The sequence below is a fragment of the Pseudomonas batumici genome (assembly GCF_000820515.1).
Lineage (GTDB): Bacteria > Pseudomonadota > Gammaproteobacteria > Pseudomonadales > Pseudomonadaceae > Aquipseudomonas > Aquipseudomonas batumici.
Genome location: NZ_JXDG01000059.1, coordinates 23,326 through 47,497 on the forward strand (window position 1 = coordinate 23,326; position 24,172 = coordinate 47,497).

The window sequence follows — 24,172 nt, forward strand, 5'->3', positions numbered from 1 at the left end:
CAAGACCGATGGTTTCGAGCAGACCCTGGACAAGATGCTCGGTGAACTCGCCAGCTTGCGCCAGGACTCCCTCACCTCCCTTGACAGCCGCCTGGACTATTACCACGGTGCGGCCATCCGCCAGTTCAGCCTGTTGGCGGGGATCTTCGGTTGCCTGCTGCTGGCGGCGCTGTACCTGTTCATCTGCCTGCAAGCCTCGATCCGCCGCAGCGCCAGCGGCATCACCCTGCTGGCCGAATCCTTGCGTGACGGCAACCTCTGCCTGCAAGTGCCGGTGGAGGGGCGTGACGAGCTCGCGGCCATCAGTACCGCGCTGAACGTCGCCGTCGTGCAACTGCGCAGCAGCCTGCAGGGCGTGGACCACGAGACGCTGCAACTGAGCGCGGCCGTGCGCACCCTCAACAGCCATTCCAGCGGCGCCCTCAGCGAGGTCGAGACGCAACAGGCGCAGATCAGCCAGATCGCCGCGGCGGCCACGCAACTGGCGGCCACTTCCCAGGGCGTGGCGCAGAGTTGCGAACAGGCGTCCGGCAGCGCGCAGAACACCCAGCGCATCGCCTCGGACAGCAGCCGCGACAGCCAGCGCACCACCGCCAGCATCCAGCAGCTGAACCAGCGCCTGAACGAAACGGCCGCGGCCCTGGGTCGGGTCAGCGAACAGGGGCAGCAGATCCAGTTGGTGGTCGATACCATTCGCGGCGTGGCCGAGCAGACCAACCTGCTGGCCCTGAACGCCGCCATCGAAGCGGCGCGGGCCGGCGAGCAAGGGCGTGGCTTTGCGGTGGTGGCGGATGAGGTGCGCAGCCTGTCGCAGCGCACCCAGAGTTCGACCGCCCAGATCGCCAGCACTGTCGACAGCCTGCGGGCCACGGTCAGCCAGGCGGTGACCTTGATGGAAGCTGCCTGTCTCCAGGCCGAGACCGATGCCCAATCGGTGACCGGGCTGGGCCAGCGGCTGGTGGAAATCGCCGGCGCCGTGCAGACCGTCACCGACACCCTGGCGCAGATCGCCACGGCGGTGGACGAGCAGGCCAGCACGGCGGACGAGGTCAGCGGCAATATCCAGCAGATCGATCAGGCGGCGGTACGGTTGCTGGAGGGGGCTCGCGCGGTCAACCGTGCGGCGGACAGCCTGAGCGAAGGCAGCAAGGCCCTGAGCGACAATACCGGGCGCTTCCGCCTGAGTTGAGGCAGCGTTGGCCCACGGTTTTCGCCGTCGGGCCTTAAGCTTTTGATAGCGTAGAGAAAATTTTCAGATATTTGCTTGACACAACGTCGTTCCCAGCGAATAATGCGCGCCACTTGGCTACATAGCTCAGTTGGTTAGAGCATAGCATTCATAATGCTGGGGTCCGGGGTTCAAGTCCCTGTGTAGCCACCAAGTACTAAAAACGGCTTACCGCAAGGTAGGCCGTTTTTTTATGCCTGGAGAAAAGTGCTGGGCGGGAAAGGCAGAAACGAAAGACCCGGATCTGGACCGCGATGCTGCTCACTTAAGGGAAGCCGAACACGGTCTTGTGCCGAGCGGGCTTGCCCGCGTTCGGCTGCGAAGCAGTCGCAAAACCGATCATCTCGGCCTACCTGATAGACCGAGCTCGCCGGTTATAGGGGCGCTTCGCCCCCCCAGCGCGGGCAAGCCCGCTCGCCACAAAACTAAACCAGGCTTGAGATCACTCTTAAGTGAACAACATCACTGGGCAGGGCTTGGCGCGGTCTAGCTTTACGGGTGAATGAATTTTGCCGCAGTGAAGGCGAGCCCTGCGAGAATGAGCGATATCTGCACGAACCGCCAAATTGAGTCTCTGATGGCTTTTAACACTGAGCCGCGCAAAGCCTCCACATCCGACTTGGTCGCCATGTTCTTTTCAACGCTGTCGAGTTTTGTCTCAACGTGAGCAAGTAGCTCCCTGACTTCGAGGGTTGCTTTCTCTAATGCTGCTACCCGGGCTTCCAATTCGCCGCCTCCTGGTGGGTTTGCCCCCCACTGATGACATGGACCGTTTTTACCGCAATAACTAGGTAGACGGCCCCTATCCAACCGAACGCATACCTTATCGCTCAGTGCTTTTCCTCGACCAGCAAGACATCTCCCTTTCCCTCGCCTGAAATTTCCTAGAAACTTCTACTCTGTTGCGCCTTTTCGGTGGATAGCTATGACTTAAAAGGCCTTGCTTCAGCATTCATCCAACTACTGATCAGGGAAGGATGAATACCTTCAAGGCTAGAAGGTTGGGAGTTGATAAGCCCATCACGCACCAAGTGAATCAATGGGTACTCCACGTCTCGGGGATGAGCATCGCCACGATTCACGTCAATACAAAGCCGCAAAAGAGGCCATAACATGCATACGTAGCTGATTGGGGGATCAATATCATCACCTGCGGACAAGGTGCCTGAAATGATCCCTCTCAGCATCCCAGCCTCATCGAATACAGGCCCTCCGCTCATTCCACCGTCAAAACGCGCCGCAACGCGAAAGCATGGAAAGGTAAAGTTACCACTGGGTTGACCGGCAGGTAGTATTTCCTCAACAACACCAGTTGATGTTGTGGGCTTATCGTCAAGATCGAGATGGTAACCACCATCCGCATTTGGAGTCGTCCGTGTTACTGAGCTGTGGTATCCAAAAGCAGCTATCGGAGAACCTACAGAAGGTGTCGTGAAATGCACTGGTGGTGTTCGCCACGCAATTGGTTTTGTTGGGTCACTACTGCTGTGTAGTCCGAGATGTAAAAGCGCCAAATCCGAGTCTGGGCAACGCCAGGCCGTAAAGACGTTCCACACTGTGTATACACGCCCTGGGGTTAATTGATAGAGCCTTATGGCGTAATCGGAAATTACCTGTTCGTTACCTTCCGGTTGACCGAACCCGAATCTAGTAGTGATATCGTCCAAGACGTGACCAGCGGTAACAGCCAAATAGCTTGCAATAACCACGGCGGTACCGATGACATGAGTTTCCCCTCCTGCAAACTCAACAAGTACCCGCAAAGCGATCTCGGATACGGGGGTATCAACAGGCTGCGGAACAAATGTTGGAGTGTGCGGAATAGCCATAAGTCATTCTCCTTGGATGCTTTTAACCGATTCGAATCTGCATTCGAAATGCGGAGAATAGATCAGTTGATGGAAAGCACGCCGAAAACCTTTAAGAATCTGGCACACAACAGCTGCCCTACCGAAATGGGAGCCCAGGCATTGCTGCCAACTTTGAGACGCGACTGTCGATGTCAGCGGCCAGTGTCCACGCCATCAAGACCGGGTAAGAACACCACCCACCCGATCGCTTAAACAATGGGTAAGAACACCCCTCCCCTGATCGCCAATGCCAGTGGTGAAAACCAACCCCATGAATGAGGCAAAAGCTCTCCTAAGCGATGTCGAATGATCCCATTGCGGAAACACCCCATGAATGAGCACTCCCCTGATACGGGGTGGAGCTGGAACGAGGTATGGGCAAGAGCGCGTCAGTGTGGTGGAAATACCACATGGCGCCAGCACCATCTCCGCAAAGTGTGGCGATGCTCAGTTGATCCAGGTGGTGTGGCGACAGTGACCACGCCTTTGCACCTTCGGCGGTTTCGTCAGAGCGGGTCTACCGTTCGTCGGGATCGAAACCACGATCCTCTACAGCCTTGCTCGGCGGGTCTGACGCCGACCAAAAACACCCAGCAGACGGCACTGTGCATCCCATGGTGCGTCCCTTGAAAAAACGCAACGACAAATAACCAATAAATACAGCATCTTACCTATCCAGTTCAAATGTCTGTGTACCACCAAGTACTAAAAACGGCTTACCGTAAGGTAGGCCGTTTTTTATGTCTGGAAGGTAGGGAAGGCAAGAACGAAAAGCCCGGCGCAGGGCCGGGCTACCGATACCACCCTACTGATACCGCTATTTTGCAGGCGTCGTGATCGGTGCTGGCGCTGGAGTGGGCTTATCCACCTTTCCTGTCTGATAGAAGGTGACGCTCAGAGCGGCAACAGCTATTCCTATACCGACCGCAGTCAGCATTGCCCCCCAGATGTTCAGCTTCAAACTGCCAAGGTGCGATATATCGTCTCTGATATTCGCTACAGACTCATCGAGCCTTTTGTCGCGTTCTGACTGAGCGGCAAGAAACCCAGAAAACTTCTCATCCCAGGCTTTATCGCGAATCGCCTGCTCAGCAAGGAACGACTCGCGTCGCAGGTCAAGCTCGCGTCGAATTGTCTCGTCGCGCAAGCCGATCTCTTTTCGAAACTCATCAGCGCGCCGGTCTGTTTCCCTCTCCATGCGTTCAACGCGCTTATCCATCCGCTCTTCGATGGCGGATAAGGTTGAAGTCAGTTCGTCGCGAGTGATATCTGTCATAGGCCCAGTATCAATTTTTTCCTCGACCATGTCACGCCTCACAAAAGACGCTTTGGGTAGGTGCTCATCCTTGAAAAGCTCTACCCCCCGATATTGGCTCATTGCTCCACGCCCCCGGGCTTCTCCGCAGGATTTTTCTCAACCCATGACAGAATTGTTCCCACGTCATGAGTCCTGGAAAGCCCACAATGGGTGCAGACGAGATTCAGGCTATAGGTTGATTTCCCCCCTTGTGACATTCCTGTCGGTATCAGCACGCATCGTTGCAGGCCAGCGCCAAAAAATGGAATTTCCCACTTGTCTGTTCCGCAAGCAAAGCATTTGCCGTCAGGGGTGATATTTTGGAAAAAGCGAACTGCGTCTTCAAAATTCAGTACTGGAGCATCGCTCAAAGCCGTGATCGGCTGATCACTACTGTTCATCGTGTGGTCGTCCTGAGTGAGTGTCTTCCGAGCACCGGCAAGAGACGGTTCCCATCCAGCCAAATGCATACCTTATCCCCCAGTGCTTTTCCTCGACCAGCAAGACATCTCTCTTTCCCTTGCCTGAAATTTCCTAGAAACTCCCGCCCTGTTGCGCCTACCGATTTCGCTGGCTAGCCTTGAGTCGTCACTGCCAAATCAGTGATCGGGTTTAGCAGCCCGGAGTCGATTGGCGCACAGCGCCCCCTTTAGTCAGGCGCTTTTTATTGCCTGCCTTTTATGGTGGCTGTGCGCAGGGCACCTTCGGGTGCGCCGGGTTCTCCAATCGACCGGTCTGCTAACCTGCGTACAGCTGCCACCCCAAAATCGTTTAGCAGCGATGGTGTCGGCTCCAACCGATTTGATTGGAGATTCATCATGTTCAAGGTAACGCCTAATCCACCCATTTCATCCACTGTCGAAAGCATCGATCCACAAGCTGTCGACCGCGCCCTGTCTCACTACCTGCAGCCAGAAGGCCAAGCGCCAAAACCGCCCAGCTCCACAACACCGCACAAACACCCACCCACCTCCCAAAACCGCGAAGACGCCCTGGTCAACGCCAGCTCAATCCTCGACTCCGCTGCCGCCACCGCCTATGAAAATGCCGACAACCTCACAGGTGCCAACCGCAAGGTGGCGATGGGCATCGTGCATCTGATCGAGCTGGCACAGCGGCAGGTGGACTCGGTGATAGAGGAAATGGCTGTGCCGGGCTGACAAGAGCCGTGCGATGGGAGGCACTGGCTGAACGCCCTCTCATACCCCGCTCCCTTTTTGCCTTCAAAAACCTCACCGCTACAACACAAGAAAGCCCCAGGCACTCGCGATGCCCTGGGGCTTTTCTTTCTCTCAAGGAAAGATCGACGACCGCACCAGCTCCCGGTCGAGGGCACTGACCAGCCAACCGCCGGTCATCAGCGGCATGGACGGACCAACGACCCGACAGTGGTCGACGCGCTGTTTGATCGCCTGATCGGCGGTTGCACAGCACTCATCGAATCCTGACGAAAGCCAAGCAGCTACGGGGTAAAAGACCGAAGAAGAAACAATATCCTGACCGATGCGTTAAAGTTTAGAAACCGGTCACGCTGTTAGTGAAACGATCGTCCACAATTAGCAAAATACAAAAATTTTCGTATTCGCCGATGAAATACACCTTGTTACACATTGACAGCCAGAATTTAACGCCTAGAATCGATGCTACAAATGAGCCTCTGGAGGGATCTGGAGGGAATAAAGTAAAGGAATACACCGATGCGTGAAAACTCTCGGCAGCACCGTATTGCAATATGCAATATTCCAAAATTATTCCTCCTGACAACAATATCCGCTCATCACACTTCTTTCTCACCGCCTCGCGGTGCGACTTCCATTGCCCCCATCTCACCTGAATTAATTTCGACTTTCACACCTTAGAAAGTGCTAGTTCGCAATAACTGACATTCATGCTATCCGGCCTGTCGTTGGCCGTTGTTAGCCTGTTCGCAATTTTCGAAATTATAACTTCGTTAGTTGTAGGGCGGCGTTCGCTTTAAAAAAAAAGCAGTTCTGATCAAATGGAATTCCTGTTCTTACTCAAGGAGTGGCTTGGCCATGTTCAAAAGTCGCAAGCGCATCGCACTTGATGATCCCAGTCTGGAACGTGTGAAGTTGACACCGCAGATGCTCGACTACGATCGATTCGCCAGTCGTGGTCGTTCCCAGTACTTGCCCTATGTCATGGGTTTCAATGCCGCCGACTACCGTTCGCCATCGATCAATACCGACCGGCTCGGCTTTCGGATCGCCCATGATGCGCAAGGCCAACCGATCAGTGCCGCTAGCCTGGGGACGCACGCCCCGAAGGCCGTCAATCTGCTGGTCGGGGCCTCGTCAGCCTTGGGATACGGGGCCTCCAGCGATGCCGCCTCGGTGGCGAGCCGCCTTGCCGCGCAGGATCCCGACGGTACGCCATGGCTGAATTTCGCCGGACACTGCTTCAATTCGACCCAGGAACTGATGTTGTTCGTGCTTCATCTCCACCGCTTGCCCAAAGTGCGCAAGATCGTGGTCCTGGGCGGCTTCAACACACTGGTCATGGCCCGTCTTCCCGAGTTCATTCGCGGTGACCTGCCGCCGTACCACTTCTGCGGCGATTACTATGAAAAGTTTGATGAAATTGCCGAGGAAAATGGCGGCGAACTGCCACCCGTCAAACTTCCAAAGTGGCCGACCGAAACAACCGCGGTACCACCGATTGCACACACAGTGGCACGCGCCGGCGAAGACACGCTTAATTGTCTGACCACGTGGAAACGGCTTGCAGACTCTCTCGGCGCGGAACTGTCATTTCTCATGCAGCCCCTCGCGACCTGGGTAAGAAAGCCCTGCACCGAAGAGCAGAAGCTGTTCGATGAACTTGACCAGATTTCCCGATTTGGTACGTGGCAAAACTTGTATGGTGATATATCGGATCCCGCCGTCGCGGACCATTACGCCGATAACCTGGCCAGCGGTTGTCATGCACGGGGTATTCGATTCTGCAATCTGGTCGATGATTTACGTCAACGCCCGAGCGATGAATGGTTATTTGTCGACCGCGCGCACTATACCGACCTTGGCAGTGATGTCGTAGCACGCGCCATTCATCGAAACCTGCAATAAGGATTGAGGAGGCTTTATGTTAAAGCGAATTCGCAAGGCACTGGGCGGGCTGTTCAAGAGAAAGAAAAAAGCCAAGAAGAAAAACAATTCCTCTATTTATCCAATGTACTGATGAAGACTAATCGGCAGATCTTTTCCAGCTTCCTCGGGGCCCAGGCCGGGGAAGAAGCCAGGCGTCTGTTTACGTCGGCTTCCCTGCGCACCTGCCTCGATGCGGTGCCCGGAGCAGACCTGGCAGACCTCGACTTCACCAACGAGACGATCCTGGCCGGGCTGCCAGGCGTTGCATTCGAACGGCTGCGCCCCGTGCGCGAAGGATTCAGCAGGTTGACGCAGGCGCTCCAGGCTGACGAAGCAGGTGCCCGGGCGCTGCGGGCCAAAGCGGCGCTGGAGTCGGCGCCATTGCTGATCGGCACCCAGTACCTGATTCATGGGCTGTGTGGCAGCTGGAACAACGAAGCGCGCTACGCGATGGCAGCGCTGAGAATCCATGCGGCGGATGTGGGTGTCGGTCAGCCGGCGGCCAGTCGCATCCAGCGCTATCAGGAGTTGCTGCGTCAGCATGGGCTGGCGGATGCCGGCGAAGACCTCTTGCGGGCCGGGGCCGACCCGAGGATCTCGGATGGGGCCTTCAACTTCGCCTCGACCCTGGTCCTGTTGGGGTATTTCCCGGAGTCGCTGATGGCTCAGGTCCTGGGTGCCAACCTGTACCTGCGTCATTGCGGGCTGCTGCCCTCGTTCGAGTTCATCACTCACGATGAGCCGTCCGCCGGCCAATTCCTCGATCTGCGTCGTGACCCCGCCGGTGGTACCGATGACCTCGCCGCGCTCGCTGAAACGGCCGTGCGCGAGTTCCTCGTGCACGCGGGGGACTCCGGCCACGAGGGTGTACGCCAGGGTTACCTGTGGGCGCGCTGGCAGACCGAGGCGATGAGCGAGGCGCTGCTCCATGTGCTTGAGCGCTGGCTCGATCCGAGGGAGGCGGCGCGTCACCTGATCAGCCGTCGCCGGCTGGATGCTTGCCAGTACCATGAGAAAACGCGACTGAACAAGGTGCCGATGAAGCCCTTGCTGGAGGTCGACGATGCCTTGGCGTTCCTCGACCACCTCGCCGCCAGCACCTACGTGAGGGCGGGCCAGCCGGAGTCGAGTCCGCTGCTCACCAGCCTGATTTCGCCGCGGGGCAAGATGTTCCGCATCTTCAGTCGCGACGACATCGCCATTCTTCATCGCTGGATCGCCGGCTTGCCCTATGCCGATGCGCCCCTGCAAGCCGCGGCCTGCCAGATGTGGAAGGACGACGGCCGGCTCGTCGGGGCCATCCGGGAGGACATCGAGGCGCCGGTCCTGGCGGCCAGCCTCAGCCCGCGACAGGCCTACCCGCGCCTGCTGCGGGTGGAACTCACGCCGGCCGAGGAACACTACAGCGGACACTACGTGACGCGCTGGCTTGCCAGGGCCGCACGTGGCGTCGCCGACGGACGTTGCCCATTGCCGGAGCAATGGGCGCCCGGTGTTCTGCGCCAGTGGTTGCAGGGCCAGCACGTGGCGTCCAACCAGGCACTGGAACAGGACGAAGAGCTGCCGTCCCGCGAGGACGTGGTGGCCGATATCCTGTCCCTGGCGCCACTGACGATGATCGACGGTGCCTGGCTGGCCGGGTTCGCCCATCCGGCGGTGGCCTCCACGGCGTACGGCAGCCGACTGTTCGAAACGCTTTTCGATGAGCTGGGCAACGGCATCGAGGCTCAGAACCACCCCATCATCTACCGCCATCTGCTCAAGGCGATACAGGGCGAGTTACCGGCCACCGCCGACCCTGGCTACGCCAATGCGGCCTGCTTCAACGACGACGACTTCGAACTGCCCGTGTTCTGGTTATCGATCAGGCGGTATTCCCAGACCTACTGCCCGGAGATCCTCGGGCTGAACCTGGCGATGGAACTCTCCGGAGTCGGTGGCGGCTATCGGCGGACCCACAAGGCCTTGGTCGCCTATGGCTATCCGACGATGTTCGTGGACCTGCACAACTCCATCGACAACATTTCCACCGGCCATACGGCATGGGCTGCCGCCAGCCTGGATGCCTACCTCAGCGTATTTCCTCGAAGTGACCGTGACGCTATGTGGGCGCGGGTCCGTACCGGATTCGTCGCGCTCAATCCACCCAGGGAGCAAACAATGCTGGATAAATTTCGCAAGAAAGTGAGGGCGCTGCTATGACGTGCACGCTGGGCATCTCTGCCTTCTATCACGACAGTGCGGCCACCTTGGTGGTGGACGGAAAGATCGTTGCCGCCGCCCAGGAAGAGCGCTTCAGCCGGGTCCGCCATGACCCGGGGTTTCCACGCCTGGCCATCGAGTACGTCCTGGCGCACGCGGGCCTCAAGCTGGCCGACGTCGACCATGTCGCCTATTACGAAGACCCGGTGCTCAAGTTCCGCCGCGTGCTTTCGACCGCCGTCGTGGCCGGGCTTTCGGCCGTGCGTACCTATGCGCCGGCGCTTGGCGACTGGCTGTCGACCAAGCGACGGATGGACCGTGAGGTCGTGCGTCACCTGAAAGCGATGGGAGACCGGGACGGTCGCCGGATCGAAGTGCATGGCCACCACGCGTCCCACGCCGCGTCGGCGTTCTTCCCCAGTCCGTTCGAGAGCGCCGCGATCCTGTGCATCGACAGCGTCGGCGAATGGGCGACGACCACCCTATGGCACGGCAAGGCAGACGGCATCAAGCTGGTGGCGGAGCTGTCCTTCCCCCATTCGCTGGGCCTGCTCTACTCGGCGTTCACCTATTTCTGCGGCTTCAAGGTGGACTCCGGCGAATACAAGCTCATGGGACTCGCGCCCTATGGCAAGACGACCTACGTCGACAAGATCCTGTCGAACCTGATCGACGTCAAGCCCGATGGCAGCTTCAGGCTCGACTGGACCCGATTCGAGTTCATCAACGGCGAAGTGATGACAGGCGAGGCCTTCGAGCAGCTGTTCGGTGGGCCCCGGCGCTTGCCCGAGGCGCCACTGACCGAACGCGAGTTCGACCTGGCGGCATCGGTACAGAAGGTCACGGAAATCATCGTGTCGCGCCTGGCCAAGACGGCTCGTGAGCTCACCGGCGAGACATCGCTGTGCATGGCCGGCGGCGTTGCCCTCAACTGCGTGGCCAATGGCGTGATCTCCCGCGAGCGAACCTTCGACAGGCTGTGGGTGCAACCGGCGGCGGGCGATGCGGGTGGCTCGCTAGGCGCCGCGCTGCTGACCGACCGCAAACACCGCAGGATAACCCGCCGCGAACTGCCCACTGGCGTCCTTGACGGTATGAGCGGCGCCTTGCTCGGCCCGCAATACAGTGAGGAGCAGATCAGGGACGAGCTGGAAGCCTGCGGCGCGGTTTTCCACAGGCTCTCGCCGGAGGAGGTCGACCAGCGGGTAATCACCAGCATCGAGAACGGCGGGGTCATCGGCTGGTTCCAGGGGCGGATGGAGTTCGGTCCACGCTCGCTGGGCGCCCGTTCGATCCTCGGCGATCCACGCCGCGCGGATACCCAGACGACGATGAACCTGCGCATCAAGTTTCGCGAATCCTTCCGCCCCTTCGCGCCCGTGGTGCTTGAGGAAGAAGCGGCGGAGTACTTCGACATTGTCGAGGAAAGCCCCTACATGCTGGTGGTCTCGCCAGTGGCCGAGGCCATTCGCAAGGTGATCCCGAAGGAACAGGCGCAACTGACCGGCATCGACCTGCTCAAGGTGGCGCGCAGCACGCTGCCGGCGATTACCCACGTGGACTTCTCGGCCAGGGTGCAAACCGTGGACCGGGAGCGCAACCCGCGGTTCCGAGCGCTGCTTGAGCGCTTCCACCAGCGTTCGGGGTGTCCCGTACTGGTCAACACCTCGTTCAACGTGCGGGGCGAACCCATCGTGAACACGCCGTTCGAGGCCTATCGCTGCTTCATGCGCACCAACATCGATGTGCTGGCGATCGGCGATTTCTACCTGGAAAAGTCGGAACAACCGCAGTTCGAGGAGGCAGTGGACTGGCGCGAGACCGTGCCGTTGGACTGATCATTTCATTCACTAGGGAAGGTGCACCATGAATTACGTTCTGCTCTACCTGATCTTGCCACTGGGGATGTTTATCCGCCGAACCACCGCGTTCGCCCACCGACCGGACCCCAAGGTCAGCTCATACCTGAACCGCAAATCATGAGCGTCATGGCCATGGATGTTCAGCAGGCTTCGATGGTCCAGGTCATGGTCATCCACGAGCCCGACCTGACCGGCCTGGAAGGTTGTCGCGCGAGGCTGGCCGACACGCCGCACTGTGCCGACAGCGTGGGAGAAGTCGGCGGGGATTGGCTGGGCGGCGTGCTGGGCAGCGACATCGTCGAGGCGATCCGGGCGTTCCCCGCCAGCCCGTACAAGGCACTGCTGCTGCGGGGCATTGCGCTCTCCACGGAGGTCGCGACGCCGTGCAATGGCTTCCTGCCCAATGCCCAGTGCGTCCTGGACTTCGACCTGCTGCAGTTCGGCATGCTGCGACTGCTGGGGGTCAAGCCGCATGCGGTCGAGTACGAGAACCACGGCAAGCTGGTCAGGAACGTGGTGCCAGTGCCGGAGGCGGCGGGCACCACGAGCTCCTGGGGCGCGGACGTGGAGTTTTTCTGGCACACCGACAATCCCAACTGGCCCTTCGACGACCAGAGCCAGGATGTCACGGAATCCGTGCCGAACTTCCTGGCCTTTACCGCGGTGCGCAACCTCGAACGCGCCTCCACCGACATCGTCTGTGTGGATCACATCGTCTCGCAGCTGCCCGACTGGGCGCTGTTCCAGTTGCAGAGGCCTGCCTACACCTTCGGGGCCCCCGCGTCCAACGAGGGCTTCGATGGCCAGCAGAAGGTGCTGCCGATCCTGGAGCAGGGCGATAGCGGTTATCGCCTGCGCTTCGACGACGGCATCGTGGCGGCGCTCGACCCGGACAGCAAAGAAGCCCTCGGGCTCCTGTGCCAATGCCTGCGCGATGCGCAGGGTATAGCGGTGGTGCTGCAGCCGGGTGACTTCTTCATTTTCAAGAACGCCCGCGTGCTGCACCGACGCAAGGCGTTCCAACCCATGCCCAACAGCGAGGCACGCTGGCTGCGCAGGGTGTACGGCAGTTGAACCTTTTCTTCAAGACCCATCACGATAAATAGGGAGTTCATGCATGAACAAGCGTATCGCAGTAGTCGGTGGCCGCCCCGCCCCCATTCACGGGGCCAAGGAACTGGGTATCGACGTAGTGCTGGTGCACCAGGAGGGTGACTACGAGCAGGAGATCGTCGCCCATTGCGAACGGGTGGTGCATGCCCGGATCGACGACGCCGAGGCGATCATCAAGGTGCTCGAACCCCTGCATCGCGAACGTCCGTTCGATCGCATCATCACCACCACCGAAGTGGCGGGCGAGTCGACGGGCAAGGTGGTCGACCATTTCGGCCTCACCGGGGTTTCCTACAAGACCGCGCGCCTGCTCAAGGACAAGGTGGCCATGCGCGAGCTGCTGGCCAAGCATGACCTGAGCCCGGTCGCCTATCGCCATGTCACCCGCGCGCAGGACGCCATCACCTTCGTCAAACAGCATGGCAAGTCGGTACTCAAGCCGGCCGAAGGCGTCGCCAGCCTGCATATCCATCCCTGCGATGACGAAGCCTCCGCCACCCAGGCCTGGCAAGCGCTGCAGGACGCCGACGTCAAGCACATCATCATCGAGGAATACCTGGAGGGGCCGGTCGTCAGCGTGGACTCCTTCTCCTTCAAGCGCCGCCACCTGCCGATCGGCTACTCGCAGTACCGCATGAACGACAAGTACGTCGAGTGGGAGGTCAGCACGCCAAGCACCGAGGCCAAGAAATGGCTGAAAGAGCTGAAGGAAATGACCTGCCGCCTGCTCGACGCCGTAGAGCTGGAGGAAGGTCCTTCCCACAGCGAGTTCGTGCTGACGCCGAAAGGCCCCCGGGTACTCGAATCCCACGCCCGTTTGGCCGGTTCGGGTGCCCCGGAGCTGGTGCGGCGCGCGTTCGGCCTGGACCTGAACCGGATGTTCCTGACCGTGCCCCTGGGTATCGATACCCTGCCCGAGGTATCACCCGAGCCGAAGGCCGGTGCGGCGATCCAGTTCTTCGTCCCGACACCTGGCAAGGTGAAGAAGGTCGAGCTCGACCTCAAGCCTGACGTCGACGTGCGTCACACCCGGCAGGGCGAGACGCCGCTGGTGTTCCTGCCGTTCCTGTTCGAGCTGGGCCAGGCCGAGCGTGCCGTGGTCATCCAGAAGCACGAGGGCGACCAGATTCCACCGCTCGACACCGTGGCCGACTGCGTCTCGGGGTATGTCCTGGCAACGGGCCTCTCGCGTGAGGACGCCGTGCGGATCGGCGACGAACTGGTGGAGGCGGTCCACTTCATCGTGGAGCCCAAGGCATGAGCTACGTGCTCTGCTTGCATCGTTGGGTCGGCTCCCAAGCTCTCTACGACCGATACGAGTTGCCGGCGGGCATGATGATTCGGGCGATCTGCACGCCCGAATCCCTCGCGTCGCTGCCGAGCGAGCGCCTGGCGTCGAGTTCGACGCTGGCCTCGCTGGACGATGCCGGGGCGGTCATGGCCGAGGTCGAACGCCTGGTCGAGCGGCACGGCGCTCCGGCGCTGGTGGTCGCCCTCAATGAAGGCGACCTGCTCAATGCCGCGTCGATTCGCGAACGATGGGCGGTGCCGGGCGACGTGGTGGCCTGGACCGAGCGGTTTCGCGACAAGCTCACCATGCTGGAGATCGCCGGCCGGCAGACGTCGATCAGCGTGCTGCCGGCGGTGGCCGCCGATTCCCGCGAAGCCGTGGAGCAACTGGCGGCCGAGCATGGCTATCCGCTGGTACTCAAGCCTCGCTATGGCACAGCGAGCCGCGGCGTGAAGATCCTTCGCGGTCCCGGGGATCTTGATCAGTTGCAGCAGGCCGTGGAACCCATGATGGTCCAGGTCTACTGCGCCGCTCCCATCCTGCACGTAGACGGCTGGTGGGATGGGCAGCGGATCGTGGTGGTCACGGCGTCGCGCTATGTGAACAGTTGTGCCGATTTCGGTCCGGACAGTCCGCTGGGCAGCATCGAACTGGAGGAAGGCGAGGACGAGCAGCGGATTGCCCGGCACGTCGAGCAGTTGCTGGCAACCTTCGCGCCGGGACGGGAAATCGTCTTTCACCTCGAACTGTTCGACCGGGGTGACGAGTTGCTGTTCCTCGAGATTGGTGCCCGGGTCGGCGGTGCCGAAATTCCGTTCCTCTGGCGGGAGGTGCGGGATATCGATCTGCTGGGGATCGCCTGGGAACTCCAGACCGGGGCATCCACCCGCTACAGGGACCTTGCGCGCAGCCGCAGCAATGAGGGCAGGCCCTTGCACCGCGAGCGGGGTGCCTGGGTGATCGCCCGGCGCGGCAGCTCGCCGGGCGATGGCCTGGGGACCCTGTACTGGGCCCAACCGCAGGACCTGGAGCGCTCCGCCAGCGGTGTCTATGAGGGCGCCAGGACCCGCCTGCGCCTGCGCAGCTTCGATGGTCCCGCGCTGGTACACGATGTGGGGAAGGTTTTCGAACAGTTAACCGAATCATGGAGCATTCAATCGTGAGAACAGCAGTTGCAACAGATGCCAATCCTGGCATTGGCGAGGTGTGCGACCGTACCTTGGCCAGTCTCGACGGGCGCGGACAGCAGCCGACCGCCCACTCCTCTGTAGACGAAGGAGCACGCTGATGGTGGCGCCGGAAAACCTGGCCGGTGTGGCCATCATCGCCCTGGGCATGGTACTGACACCTGGACCGAACATGATCTACCTGACCTCGCGGGTGCTTTCCCAAGGGCGGTTGGCGGGGATGATTTCCCTGGCGGGCGTGGCCCTGGGCTTCGTGTGCTACCTACTGGCTTCGGGACTAGGGCTGGCGGCCTTGTTCAAGGCCGTGCCGGTGGCCTACGACGTCGTCCGGATCGCGGGCGCGTTCTATCTCGGCTACCTGGCCTGGAACATGCTCAAGCCCAGGGGCTCCTCCCCCTTCGAGGCGCGCGAGTTGCCGCCTCACTCGCCGAAGCGGCTGTTCACGATGGGGTTGGTGACGAACCTGCTGAATCCGAAGATTGCGCTCATGTACTCCGCGCTGATTCCCCAGTTCATCGATCCTTCCGCGGGATCGACCTTGCAGCAGTTCATTCAACTGGGACTGGTACAGATCGTCATTGCCGTCACCGTAAACGGCATGATCGTCCTGGCCGCCTCCAGCGTCAGCAACTACCTGACCAAACGCCCCTCGGCCATGCGCACCCAGCGATGGCTTTCCGGAACTGTACTCGGCGTGTTTGCGGTCGATATCCTGCTGCGCAAGCCAATGACCTGATAGAAGAGCGGGCCTTGCGCAAGCTATCAGCCATACAAAAAGCCCCAGGCACTCGCCATGCTCTGGGGCTTTTTCTTTCTCAAAATATAATGTGACGATGAGCCACAAGCGCCTAACGCGACGGAATCGGTTGCAGCTGGTAGTAGTAGCCCGGTGGCGGCGGTGGCGGTGTCTGGTAGTAGACCGGCGGCGGTGGGACATACACCGGCTGCGGCTGAACGTAAACCGGTTGTTGGACGTAAACCGGAGGCTGGGAGGCGACAACCGAGCCCACCACGGCAGCGCCGACCACTGCCCCCAATAGAGCCGGACCACCCCAACCCCATCCGTAGCCATGATGATGGTAGCCGTAACCGTACCCACCACGGGCCTCGGCTTGCCCCGCAACGGCGAGTACGCCCACGAGCAAGATGGCTACTTTCATTCTTGAGAGTCGGCTAATCATGATAAGTCCTCTTTTTGCACCGAACCTACGGCCTTAATAATATCTCCGGGTATACCTCTCAGACAGTTTTTTTTGGAGAATACGCGACGCGATCAAGTAAATACTTCGTAAAGTTTGTATCGCATCCGGTACCTCAAAGCGGCGCTGAGCCGGGTATCCATGCCCAGCGGTTTCATGAAAAAGAAAACAACCCCACGAATGACTTTATCCAGCCATTCCAACATCAAACTTTGACAAGTTTCTGCATCTATAAAACGGCACTCATATACCTAAACAATTGCCGGATACTCATCATGCCTGTCTGGCCAAGGGGTCAACACCTCGAAACCGTCATCCGTGACGGCCACCATATGCTCCCACTGGGCCGAGAGTGAGTGATCCTTGGTGACCACCGTCCAGCCATCGGCCAGGGCCTTCACATGGCGTTTGCCGGCGTTCAGCATGGGTTCGATGGTGAAGATCATGCCGGTTTTCAGCTTCAGGCCCTGGCCCGGCCAGCCGTAATGAAGGACCTGCGGCTCATCGTGGTAGACCTTGCCGATACCATGACCGCAGTATTCGCGCACCACACTGAAGCCGTCCCGCTCGGCCACGCTCTGAATCGCGTGACCGATGTCGCCCAGCGTAGCGCCGGGGCGGACCATGCGAATACCGGCGCACATGGCTTCATACGTCGTATTGACCAGGTGTCGCGCCTGCGGGCTGGGCTCACCGACGAAGTACATGCGGCTGGTGTCGCCGTACCAGCCATCCTTGATCACGGCGATATCGATATTCACGATGTCACCATCCTTCAGGACCCTGGCCGAAGGGATGCCATGGCAGACCACCTCGTTGACGGAGGCGCACACGGTCTTCGGGAAGCCGTGATAGCCGACATTGCCGGGAATGGCCTTCTGCACGTTGACGATGTAGTCGTGACAAAGCCGATCCAGTTCGTCGGTGGTGACCCCCGCCTTGACGTGGGGAGCGATCATGGCCAGCACCTCGGCGGCCAACCTGCCCGCCGTGCCGGACTGGGCTATTTGCGCCGGGGTATTGATCTTGATGTTCGCCTTCATTGCTGGGCTCCTGGTGCGGCATGAACCTGGGAGCCTTGCGAAAGATCCGCGAGCGCGCACAGCTGTTTCAAATCCAGGCCGCCCGCCAGCTCGGCACGAACCAGCAAGCGGCTGATGTCGCGGTGATCCAGGTTGGGATGCAGCTCCGCAAGCATCCCTATGCGCATCCAGTGCTCGGCCTGGGCATTGATCGAACGACTCAACGCATCGCTGGCGACGCGCAGCTGCTCATGCATGCTCTCTGAAATTTTTACGATACCCATCATTCCACCCGATACGAAATGCATATGAATCGTATATTAGTCGATCATGGCGCAGGATCGCAATTTCAAGGCGCATGAGGGGCTGCTGCAGGTCGACGCTGTTGAAAGACGCCCTGCACTACCTACATCAGCGCCGATAGTTGTGACGCCTTCCTTGATGTGAAACTCTGTCGGGCATTGCCTTTTGAACTCGCCTAAATGTCTCGCTCCCAACGTCTCCTGACCTTGATTCAGATTTTACGACGCCACCGTTTTCCTGTTGCCGGGACAGTGCTGGCCCAGGAACTTGGCATCACCCTGCGCACCCTTTACAGGGACATTGGGACCTTGAAGGAACAAGGCGCAAATATTGAAGGGGCTGCCGGGCTTGGCTTTGTGTTGCACCCCGGATTCATGCTTCCGCCACTGATGTTTTCAGAAGACGAGATTGAAGCTCTCGTCCTGGGTTCGCGCTGGGTAGCCGAGCGCGCGGATGAACGTTTGGGCCAGGCTGCACGTAATGCCCTGGATAAAATTTCTGCTGTCCTTCCATCAGGCCTGAGGGACGAGATGGACGCGTCTGCGCTGCTCATCGGGCCTAGCGCCTCGCCTTTGCCAGCAGACATCGTACAGCCGCTTATTCGCAAGGCGATCAGGGCAGAACGGAAGGCGGAAATTGTCTACACGGATCTGAAGGGAGAGCAATCCTGCCGAACCATCTGGCCGTTTGCACTGGGTTATTTCGATGATGCCCGCGTGTTGGTGGCCTGGTGCGAACTGCGTGAGGGTTTTCGCCACTTCCGCAGTGACCGGATCAGCACATTCACGGTTGCTCAGGAGCGATATCCGCGCCGACGCCAGGCACTCCTGAGAGCTTGGCGTCTCCAGGAAGGGATCAGTCCTCAATAGCCGATGACTGCTGACAAAAATGGGTAGTGGCATCCGTAGGATAAGAGGCGCTAGCAAGCATTGTGCTGATAGCGTCACTTCCATCCCTGGCTAGGAGCCATCAAATGATCAAGCCCAACTTTTTCATCCTGTATGTAGACAGTCCGGAGTCCAGCGCCAGCTTCTATGCCGAGTTATTGGGTAGTGCACCTGTAGAGGCTTCGGCTACGTTTGCGATGTTCGCTTTGGACTCAGGGTTCATGCTGGGCCTCTGGTCAAAGCACACTGTGGAACCACAAGTAGCCGACATCGGGGTTGCAGGAGAAGTGGCGTTCTCCGTCGCGGAAAAAACGCTTGTTGATTCGACCTATCAAGCGTGGGTTGCCAAGGGGCTGACGGTTATCCAAACACCGGTGGAGATGGATTTCGGCTACACCTTTGTCGCTGTTGATCCGGACGGCCATCGGCTTCGTGTGTTCGCGGCGTCGGGCAACTGATTTACCAGACGGCCGCCCACCTATGGGGCAGCACATCTCACTCGCCCGCCGTGTCGGCAGGCGAGTGAGATCAAGGATCCGTCCGAGCGGTTTCCTTAGCAATCCTCTTCAAGGAGCAACAGGGCATCCAGTGTCTGGCGTTTCCTGATCAGGCGATGCTCGCCGTCATTCACCAACACCTCTGCCGCATGGGTACGACTGTTGTAGTTGGACGACATGGAGGCGCCGTAAGCCCCGGCCGTATGGAAAACCAGGTAATCGCCGACCTCGGCAGCGGGCAACAGACGCGACTCGACGATCCCGCCTTCGGACTGGGTAAAGACGTCGCCCGACTCGCAAAGAGGCCCCGCCACAACAGTGGCCTGCATGGGCAATGGCTCATCGCGCTGGGTCAGCAACGAGATTTCGTGATAACTGCCGTACATCGAGGGGCGCATCAGGTCACTGAAGCCGGCATCGACCAGGGTGAAATGGTTGCTGCCCATGTACTTGGTGGCCCGTACCTCCGACACCAGCACACCGGACTCCGCCACCAGAAAACGCCCCGGCTCGATTTCCAGGCGCACCGGATGGCCCAGATGGCGTTCAACCTGCTTGCGGGCATGGTCCCACTGGGCAAAATAATGCTCGGTATCGACAGGTTGTTCGCCCGCCCGGTAGGGCACCGATAACCCCCCACCCGCTGAAATGGCCTCGATATCCTGGCCCAGGCCCACCACCAGCTCCGCCATGGTGCTGCAGACCTGCTGCAAATGCTGGTAATCCACCCCGGAACCAATGTGCATGTGCAGCCCCACCAGATGCAGGCCGTGGTCGCGTACCAGCGTCAGGGCTTCCTCCAGCTGGGTGTGCCATATCCCATGCTTGCTGTTTTCGCCGCCGGTGTTGGTCTTGCGGCTGTGCCCGTGACCAAAGCCCGGATTGATCCGCAGCCATACACGGTGGCCGGGTGAAAGCGGCCCCAACTGGCGCAGCATGTCGATCGAACCGACATTGACCTCGACCCGCGTCTCTACCACGCGCTGCAAGGTGGCTCGATCGAACACATCGGCGGTGAACACGACACCTGCCGCCCCCTGCACCGTCTCAGTGCTGAATCCGGCCTGCAGCGCCCGCTCGAGCTCGCCGAGAGAAACCGCATCCACCTTCACCCCGGCCTCGCGCATCAAACGCAGGATATGCAGGTTGGAACAGGCTTTCTGGGCAAAGCGCACCGTATCGAATGCAGCGAGCTGCCGGACACGTTCTTGAATCAACCGGCCGTCATACACCCACAAAGGGGTGCCATGACGCTCAACCAGTTGCAGTAGCAGGTTATCAGCGAGGGATTTCATATCGGCAGGTCTCAGGCAGGTAACGCGCATGCAGCAAAGGGCTATCGCGCAATCAGCAGCATGATGGGGAAAGAAAGGGCAGTCATAAAATATCAATATTCATCAAGGCTATTCATTTACGATATGGCTTTCGAAGGAAGATGAGCCCGGTCCATGTCAGCCACGTTGCGCCATATAGAAGTGTTCAGGGCCGTCATGACCACCGGCAGCGTGACGGAGGCCGCGGCGATGCTGCATACCTCCCAGCCGACGGTCAGTCGCGAACTGGCGCGCTTTGAACAACTCACCCAGCTCAAACTGTTTGATCGCGTGCGCGGCCGCCTGCGACCGACGGCGCAGGCGCTCTCTCTGTTCGAGGAGGTCCAACGGGCCTACTTCGGCCTGGGGCGGATTCTCAATACCGCGGCGTCATTGCGGGAGTTCGATCAGGGTCAGTTGTCCATCGCCTGCCTGCCGGTGTTCTCGCAATCCTTGCTGCCCAGGGCGTGCCAGCGTTTCTTTACGCAGTTTCCGAAAGCGGGCATGACCATCACGCCGCAAGAATCTCCTTTGCTGGAGGAGTGGTTGTCGGCCCAGCGCTACGACCTGGGACTGACCGAAGTGGCGAGTGCGCCGCCGGGGACGGAGGTGTCGCCCTTGATGGTTGTGGATGAAGTCTGCGTCTTGCCGAGCGGCCATCCGCTTCTGGAAAAAACGCTTCTGGTACCTGAGGACTTCGCCTCGAAACCCTTCATCAGCTTGTCCAGCCTCGACAGTTACAGGCAGCAGATAGACGAGATCTTCCGACAGGCCCAGGTAGAGCGGCAGATGGTGCTGGAAACCCACAGTGCGGCGTCGGTCTGTGCCATGGTGCGCGAGCGCGTTGGCCTGGCCATCGTCAACCCGCTGACAGCCCTGGACTTCGTCGGGCAAGGCCTGGAGATCCGCCCGTTCAGCGTCTCGATCCCCTTTACCGTGAGTCTGATCAAACCCTTGCATCGTCCGGCTTCCAGGCTGGTCAGCCGGTTCGAGGAGGCGTTGCGGGAACAGGTTTCGGTAGTTGAGGCCCGGCTGGCGGCGATCAGTGCTCGTTCAAGTGTGAACTTGTAGACTCCAGCCTAGCCTCATGATGCGTGCTGTTGACCACTTGACCGTACCACCCACCTACTTGAAAGGATTGCCCCATGCCTTTAGTCAGAATCGATGTGGCTGCCGACACAACCCCCGAAACCGTGACCGCAATCAGCGATGTGGTTTACCAGGCCATGGTCCAGACGGCCAATGTCCCTGAGCACGACAAATTTCAGATCATCAATCGCCACGCCAAGGATGAGCTGATCTACCCCGCAGCCGGCTACCTCGGTGTGACCTACACGCCGAAAATCGTCTTTATCCAGGTGACCTGGAACGGGGGTCGGACGGTCGAAGTCAAGAAGGCGTTCTACAAGGCGATCGCCGAAGGTATTCACGCCAGGACCGGGCTGCGCAAAGAGGATGTCTGGATCAGTTTGATCGATGTAAAACGCGAGGACTGGTCGTTTGGCAACGGAGAGATGCAGTACGCGCCAACGGAATAAGATGACATTTTAAATATTGGGGTGGAGCACTCAATGCTGCGCCCTATTTGACGGCTACACTACAACCCAGCGCCTCCAACCATTCGTACAATCGATAGTGACCATCAAGGAAGGCAAGTTCTGTTTTTCTGGAAAAGGAGGAGGATAGCGTCATGCCGAACCGACTTCAGAAGGAAAACACGCGATGAGAATCTCTACCTTGCTGGCTCTTGTCGCCGTATTGACCGGTGGTTTCTTCGCCACAGCCCCTGCCTACGCGGCCGACGATCAATCCTGCCATTTCCTGCCGGTGGCCGACAGCGCCGCCAGCCTGAAACATGCCCGATCGGTAGGGGTGCTCTACAGCGAAAACACCGTCAGTACACTCCAGTACCTTGAGCGCTACCACGCCGTCGCGCTGAACGGCGCGAAGAACGCTGCGCTGGATTCACGCATCAGCGACGCGTTCGTCAACAGCTCCGATCCGAAACTGGCCATCGACTGGCTCATGGCCTCGCTGCAGAAACAGTTCGCCTCGGTGACCGTCTACGACAACCTCGATGCACTGGTACAAGCCCGTCCCGATGCGGTGGTGATGCTCGACACCTACAGTCGCCTGGTGACCAAGCGCAACATCCAGTTCGAAGCGCGTTTCGTCGCCACCTTCTACGACTCGAACCTGCAATACATCGGCAAGGCCGAAGGCTTCGGTGGCAAGGCACTGCCTTCGATCTGGGTCCATGGCAAGGCGGCCCCGGAGATTGCCGCGCAAATCAATCAGCAACGCGAGTTGCAGGTCAACGCCCTGAAACAATTCGATGCCTCGCTGAACGCATTGGTGACGTCCGGTGACACCGACCGGGTGGCGACCAACTGATTCCGTACCCCTTGAGGGGAGCCCGGCTCCCCTTCTCTCTTCTGCCCGCCAGCCAATCAATACACCCCTTGCTGAACGTCATAGGCCGACAGCGGGATACAAGGCGATTGAAGTCCGCGCGAGTGCCTACGAACAGTAAACGAAAAAACATTAAGATTCGCATTTGAGAACAGCTTAAATAACCATGCGAAACAAATTTTCAATCGCCCTAATTATTTAAATGTCATGGGTATTCACCCAACTTTTCAGTATGCTTTGTTCCTCTGACACACCTCTTTCAAAGCAAACAGCAATGATTGCCGATTACATCGGTGCGCACGCTTAATTAGCCGGCAAGCCTTGAATGCCGCGTGCTGATAGTCATTTGCATAGAATGGAAAGTATCTGATGAACGATGAAAAGTTCTCCGGCGAATCCGAGGACGAACGCTGCAGTCCTGCCGAGCGAGCGGCAGCGGCTTCCCGTTGTACCTGGGTTAGCGTGAGCGTCAATCTGGCGCTGTCCTGCATTCAGATCATCGTCGGGATCCTGTCGAAATCCCAAGGCCTGATCGCGGATGGTATCCATTCCCTGTCGGACTTGATTGCCGACTTCGTGGTGCTGTTCGCCGGCCATAAAAGCAAGCAGGACGCCGATGAAGGCCACCCCTATGGGCATCTGCGCTTTGAAACCGCCGCCTCGATGATCCTCGGGCTACTGCTGCTGGCCGTGGGCATCGGCATGATCGGTTCGGCCGTGCTCAAGCTGCAGACCCCGGAGTCCATCCAGAAGGTGCACATGACCGCCCTGTGGGTGGCGGGCGCGGCGCTGGTGACCAAGGAGCTGCTGTTTCGCTATATGCTCGCCGTGGCGAAGAAGGTGAAATCGAGCCTGTTGATTGCCAACGCCTGGCATGCCCGCTCGGATGCGGCGTCGTCGCTGGTGGTCGCTGTCGGTATCGTGGGCAACCTGGCGGGCTATCCCATTCTCGACCCGATTGCCGCGCTGGTGGTCGGGGGCATGATTGCCAGGATGGGCGGGGCGTTCGGCTGGAACGCGTTGAATGACCTGATGGACAGCGCCGCCGATGAAGAAGAGGTGGCCTCGATTCGCACCACGCTCCTGGAGACCCCGGGCATCAAGGGGGTGCATGATCTGCGCACACGCAAGATGGGCGATATGCTCGCGGTCGACGCGCATATCGAAGTGGAGGCTTCGATTTCCGTTGAAGAAGGACATGCCATTGCCGTGGCCGCGCGGGAAAATGTCATGCTGCGCCATCGAGTCCTGAACCTGATGACGCATATCGATCCCTGGCATCGGCCGGACCTGGATCATCTCGAGCCCTCCAGATCCGGAGCCTGAAACCAGGCCTAGGCTCTGTACGAAAACTGCCTGCGCGACGATCATGCTGCGTTAAAAACAGGCTCGGAATGCTCAT

The 24,172-nt window shown here is 59.5% G+C and carries 23 protein-coding genes and 1 tRNA gene; 16 read left to right on the forward strand and 8 right to left on the reverse strand.

Features of this window, described 5'->3' with window-relative positions; all coding sequences use genetic code 11:
* Positions 1–34: 34 nt before the first annotated feature.
* Both UCMB321_RS31880 and UCMB321_RS22905 read left to right on the forward strand, forming a co-directional pair.
* The gene (locus UCMB321_RS31880; RefSeq protein ID WP_422393937.1) at positions 35–1,189 is read left to right on the forward strand and encodes a methyl-accepting chemotaxis protein; all 1,155 of its coding nucleotides are present in this window, start codon (positions 35–37) and stop codon (positions 1,187–1,189) included.
* Between the two features lie 115 nt (positions 1,190–1,304).
* Positions 1,305–1,381, forward strand: a tRNA-Met gene (locus UCMB321_RS22905).
* A gap of 339 nt (positions 1,382–1,720) precedes the next feature.
* Here the strand turns inward: UCMB321_RS22905 and UCMB321_RS22910 are convergent.
* The 4 genes from UCMB321_RS22910 to UCMB321_RS30835 all read right to left on the reverse strand — a co-directional run bounded on the left by UCMB321_RS22910 (position 1,721) and on the right by UCMB321_RS30835 (position 4,776).
* Positions 1,721–1,954 carry a hypothetical protein gene (locus tag UCMB321_RS22910; RefSeq protein WP_040070889.1) on the reverse strand — a complete coding sequence of 78 codons (234 nt, stop codon included), beginning with the start codon at positions 1,952–1,954 and terminating at the stop codon, positions 1,721–1,723.
* 197 nt (positions 1,955–2,151) lie between these two features.
* Positions 2,152–3,057: a S1 family peptidase gene (locus UCMB321_RS30310; protein ID WP_084615140.1), complete on the reverse strand. Its 906-nt coding sequence runs from the start codon at positions 3,055–3,057 to the stop codon at positions 2,152–2,154.
* A gap of 838 nt (positions 3,058–3,895) precedes the next feature.
* Positions 3,896–4,456, reverse strand: a complete 561-nt coding sequence (locus UCMB321_RS29595; RefSeq protein WP_052451345.1) for a hypothetical protein — start codon at positions 4,454–4,456, stop codon at positions 3,896–3,898.
* Positions 4,453–4,776 (reverse strand): hypothetical protein, encoded by a 324-nt coding sequence (locus UCMB321_RS30835; protein WP_157016045.1) that lies wholly within the window; start codon positions 4,774–4,776, stop codon positions 4,453–4,455. The genes UCMB321_RS29595 and UCMB321_RS30835 overlap by 4 nt, the downstream gene beginning before the upstream one ends.
* Positions 4,777–5,193: 417 nt before the next feature.
* On the opposite strand from UCMB321_RS30835, the gene UCMB321_RS22925 reads away from it, so the two are divergent.
* The 8 genes from UCMB321_RS22925 (at position 5,194) to UCMB321_RS22960 (ending at position 15,873) form a co-directional block, all read left to right on the forward strand.
* Positions 5,194–5,535 carry a DUF6124 family protein gene (locus UCMB321_RS22925; RefSeq protein WP_040070890.1) on the forward strand — a complete coding sequence of 114 codons (342 nt, stop codon included), beginning with the start codon at positions 5,194–5,196 and terminating at the stop codon, positions 5,533–5,535.
* Between the two features lie 876 nt (positions 5,536–6,411).
* Entirely contained in the window at positions 6,412–7,461 is a 1,050-nt protein-coding gene (locus tag UCMB321_RS22930; RefSeq protein WP_040070892.1) for a hypothetical protein, read from the forward strand.
* A gap of 111 nt (positions 7,462–7,572) precedes the next feature.
* A complete protein-coding gene (locus UCMB321_RS22935; protein ID WP_245220843.1) occupies positions 7,573–9,684 on the forward strand; it encodes an iron-containing redox enzyme family protein in 2,112 nt (703 codons plus the stop codon).
* Positions 9,681–11,522, forward strand: coding sequence for a carbamoyltransferase family protein (locus tag UCMB321_RS22940; RefSeq protein WP_040070893.1), 1,842 nt, complete (start codon positions 9,681–9,683; stop codon positions 11,520–11,522). The genes UCMB321_RS22935 and UCMB321_RS22940 overlap by 4 nt, the downstream gene beginning before the upstream one ends.
* 156 nt (positions 11,523–11,678) lie before the next feature.
* The gene (locus UCMB321_RS22945) at positions 11,679–12,620 is read left to right on the forward strand and encodes a TauD/TfdA family dioxygenase (protein ID WP_245220844.1); all 942 of its coding nucleotides are present in this window, start codon (positions 11,679–11,681) and stop codon (positions 12,618–12,620) included.
* 43 nt (positions 12,621–12,663) lie between these two features.
* Positions 12,664–13,920 carry an ATP-grasp domain-containing protein gene (locus tag UCMB321_RS22950; protein WP_040070896.1) on the forward strand — a complete coding sequence of 419 codons (1,257 nt, stop codon included), beginning with the start codon at positions 12,664–12,666 and terminating at the stop codon, positions 13,918–13,920.
* Positions 13,917–15,113, forward strand: coding sequence for an ATP-grasp domain-containing protein (locus UCMB321_RS22955; RefSeq protein ID WP_040070898.1), 1,197 nt, complete (start codon positions 13,917–13,919; stop codon positions 15,111–15,113). Before UCMB321_RS22950 ends, UCMB321_RS22955 begins: the two co-directional genes overlap by 4 nt.
* Before the next feature lie 124 nt (positions 15,114–15,237).
* On the forward strand, positions 15,238–15,873 hold the full coding sequence (locus UCMB321_RS22960; protein ID WP_040070899.1) for a LysE family translocator: 636 nt from the start codon (positions 15,238–15,240) through the stop codon (positions 15,871–15,873).
* Positions 15,874–15,985: 112 nt separating this feature from the next.
* Here UCMB321_RS22960 and UCMB321_RS30315 read toward each other — a convergent pair whose 3' ends face one another.
* The 3 genes from UCMB321_RS30315 to UCMB321_RS22970 form a co-directional block, all read right to left on the reverse strand.
* Positions 15,986–16,297, reverse strand: a complete 312-nt coding sequence (locus UCMB321_RS30315) for a hypothetical protein (RefSeq protein WP_425338606.1) — start codon at positions 16,295–16,297, stop codon at positions 15,986–15,988.
* 290 nt (positions 16,298–16,587) lie between these two features.
* Positions 16,588–17,379: a type I methionyl aminopeptidase gene (gene map / locus UCMB321_RS22965; RefSeq protein WP_040070900.1), complete on the reverse strand. Its 792-nt coding sequence runs from the start codon at positions 17,377–17,379 to the stop codon at positions 16,588–16,590.
* Positions 17,376–17,642: a ParD-like family protein gene (locus UCMB321_RS22970; protein WP_040070902.1), complete on the reverse strand. Its 267-nt coding sequence runs from the start codon at positions 17,640–17,642 to the stop codon at positions 17,376–17,378. Before UCMB321_RS22970 ends, map begins: the two co-directional genes overlap by 4 nt.
* Positions 17,643–17,840: 198 nt before the next feature.
* Between UCMB321_RS22970 and UCMB321_RS22975 the strand changes: the two genes are divergently transcribed.
* Positions 17,841–18,530 carry a helix-turn-helix transcriptional regulator gene (locus tag UCMB321_RS22975; RefSeq protein WP_040070904.1) on the forward strand — a complete coding sequence of 230 codons (690 nt, stop codon included), beginning with the start codon at positions 17,841–17,843 and terminating at the stop codon, positions 18,528–18,530.
* Positions 18,531–18,634: 104 nt separating this feature from the next.
* The gene (locus tag UCMB321_RS22980; protein ID WP_040070906.1) at positions 18,635–19,006 is read left to right on the forward strand and encodes a VOC family protein; all 372 of its coding nucleotides are present in this window, start codon (positions 18,635–18,637) and stop codon (positions 19,004–19,006) included.
* Between the two features lie 95 nt (positions 19,007–19,101).
* Here UCMB321_RS22980 and lysA read toward each other — a convergent pair whose 3' ends face one another.
* On the reverse strand, positions 19,102–20,340 hold the full coding sequence (gene lysA / locus UCMB321_RS22985; RefSeq protein WP_040070908.1) for a diaminopimelate decarboxylase: 1,239 nt from the start codon (positions 20,338–20,340) through the stop codon (positions 19,102–19,104).
* Positions 20,341–20,493: 153 nt separating this feature from the next.
* Between lysA and UCMB321_RS22990 the strand changes: the two genes are divergently transcribed.
* From UCMB321_RS22990 to UCMB321_RS23005, 4 genes are all read left to right on the forward strand, one after another.
* Positions 20,494–21,429 carry a LysR family transcriptional regulator gene (locus tag UCMB321_RS22990; RefSeq protein WP_040070910.1) on the forward strand — a complete coding sequence of 312 codons (936 nt, stop codon included), beginning with the start codon at positions 20,494–20,496 and terminating at the stop codon, positions 21,427–21,429.
* A 74-nt stretch (positions 21,430–21,503) separates the two neighbouring features.
* Positions 21,504–21,896 (forward strand): tautomerase family protein, encoded by a 393-nt coding sequence (locus UCMB321_RS22995; protein WP_040070911.1) that lies wholly within the window; start codon positions 21,504–21,506, stop codon positions 21,894–21,896.
* A gap of 184 nt (positions 21,897–22,080) precedes the next feature.
* Entirely contained in the window at positions 22,081–22,752 is a 672-nt protein-coding gene (locus UCMB321_RS23000) for a hypothetical protein (RefSeq protein WP_040070913.1), read from the forward strand.
* A gap of 387 nt (positions 22,753–23,139) precedes the next feature.
* Complete coding sequence (locus UCMB321_RS23005; RefSeq protein WP_040070915.1) at positions 23,140–24,096, forward strand: cation diffusion facilitator family transporter; 957 nt, start codon at positions 23,140–23,142, stop codon at positions 24,094–24,096.
* The last annotated feature ends 76 nt before the right edge of the window (positions 24,097–24,172 follow it).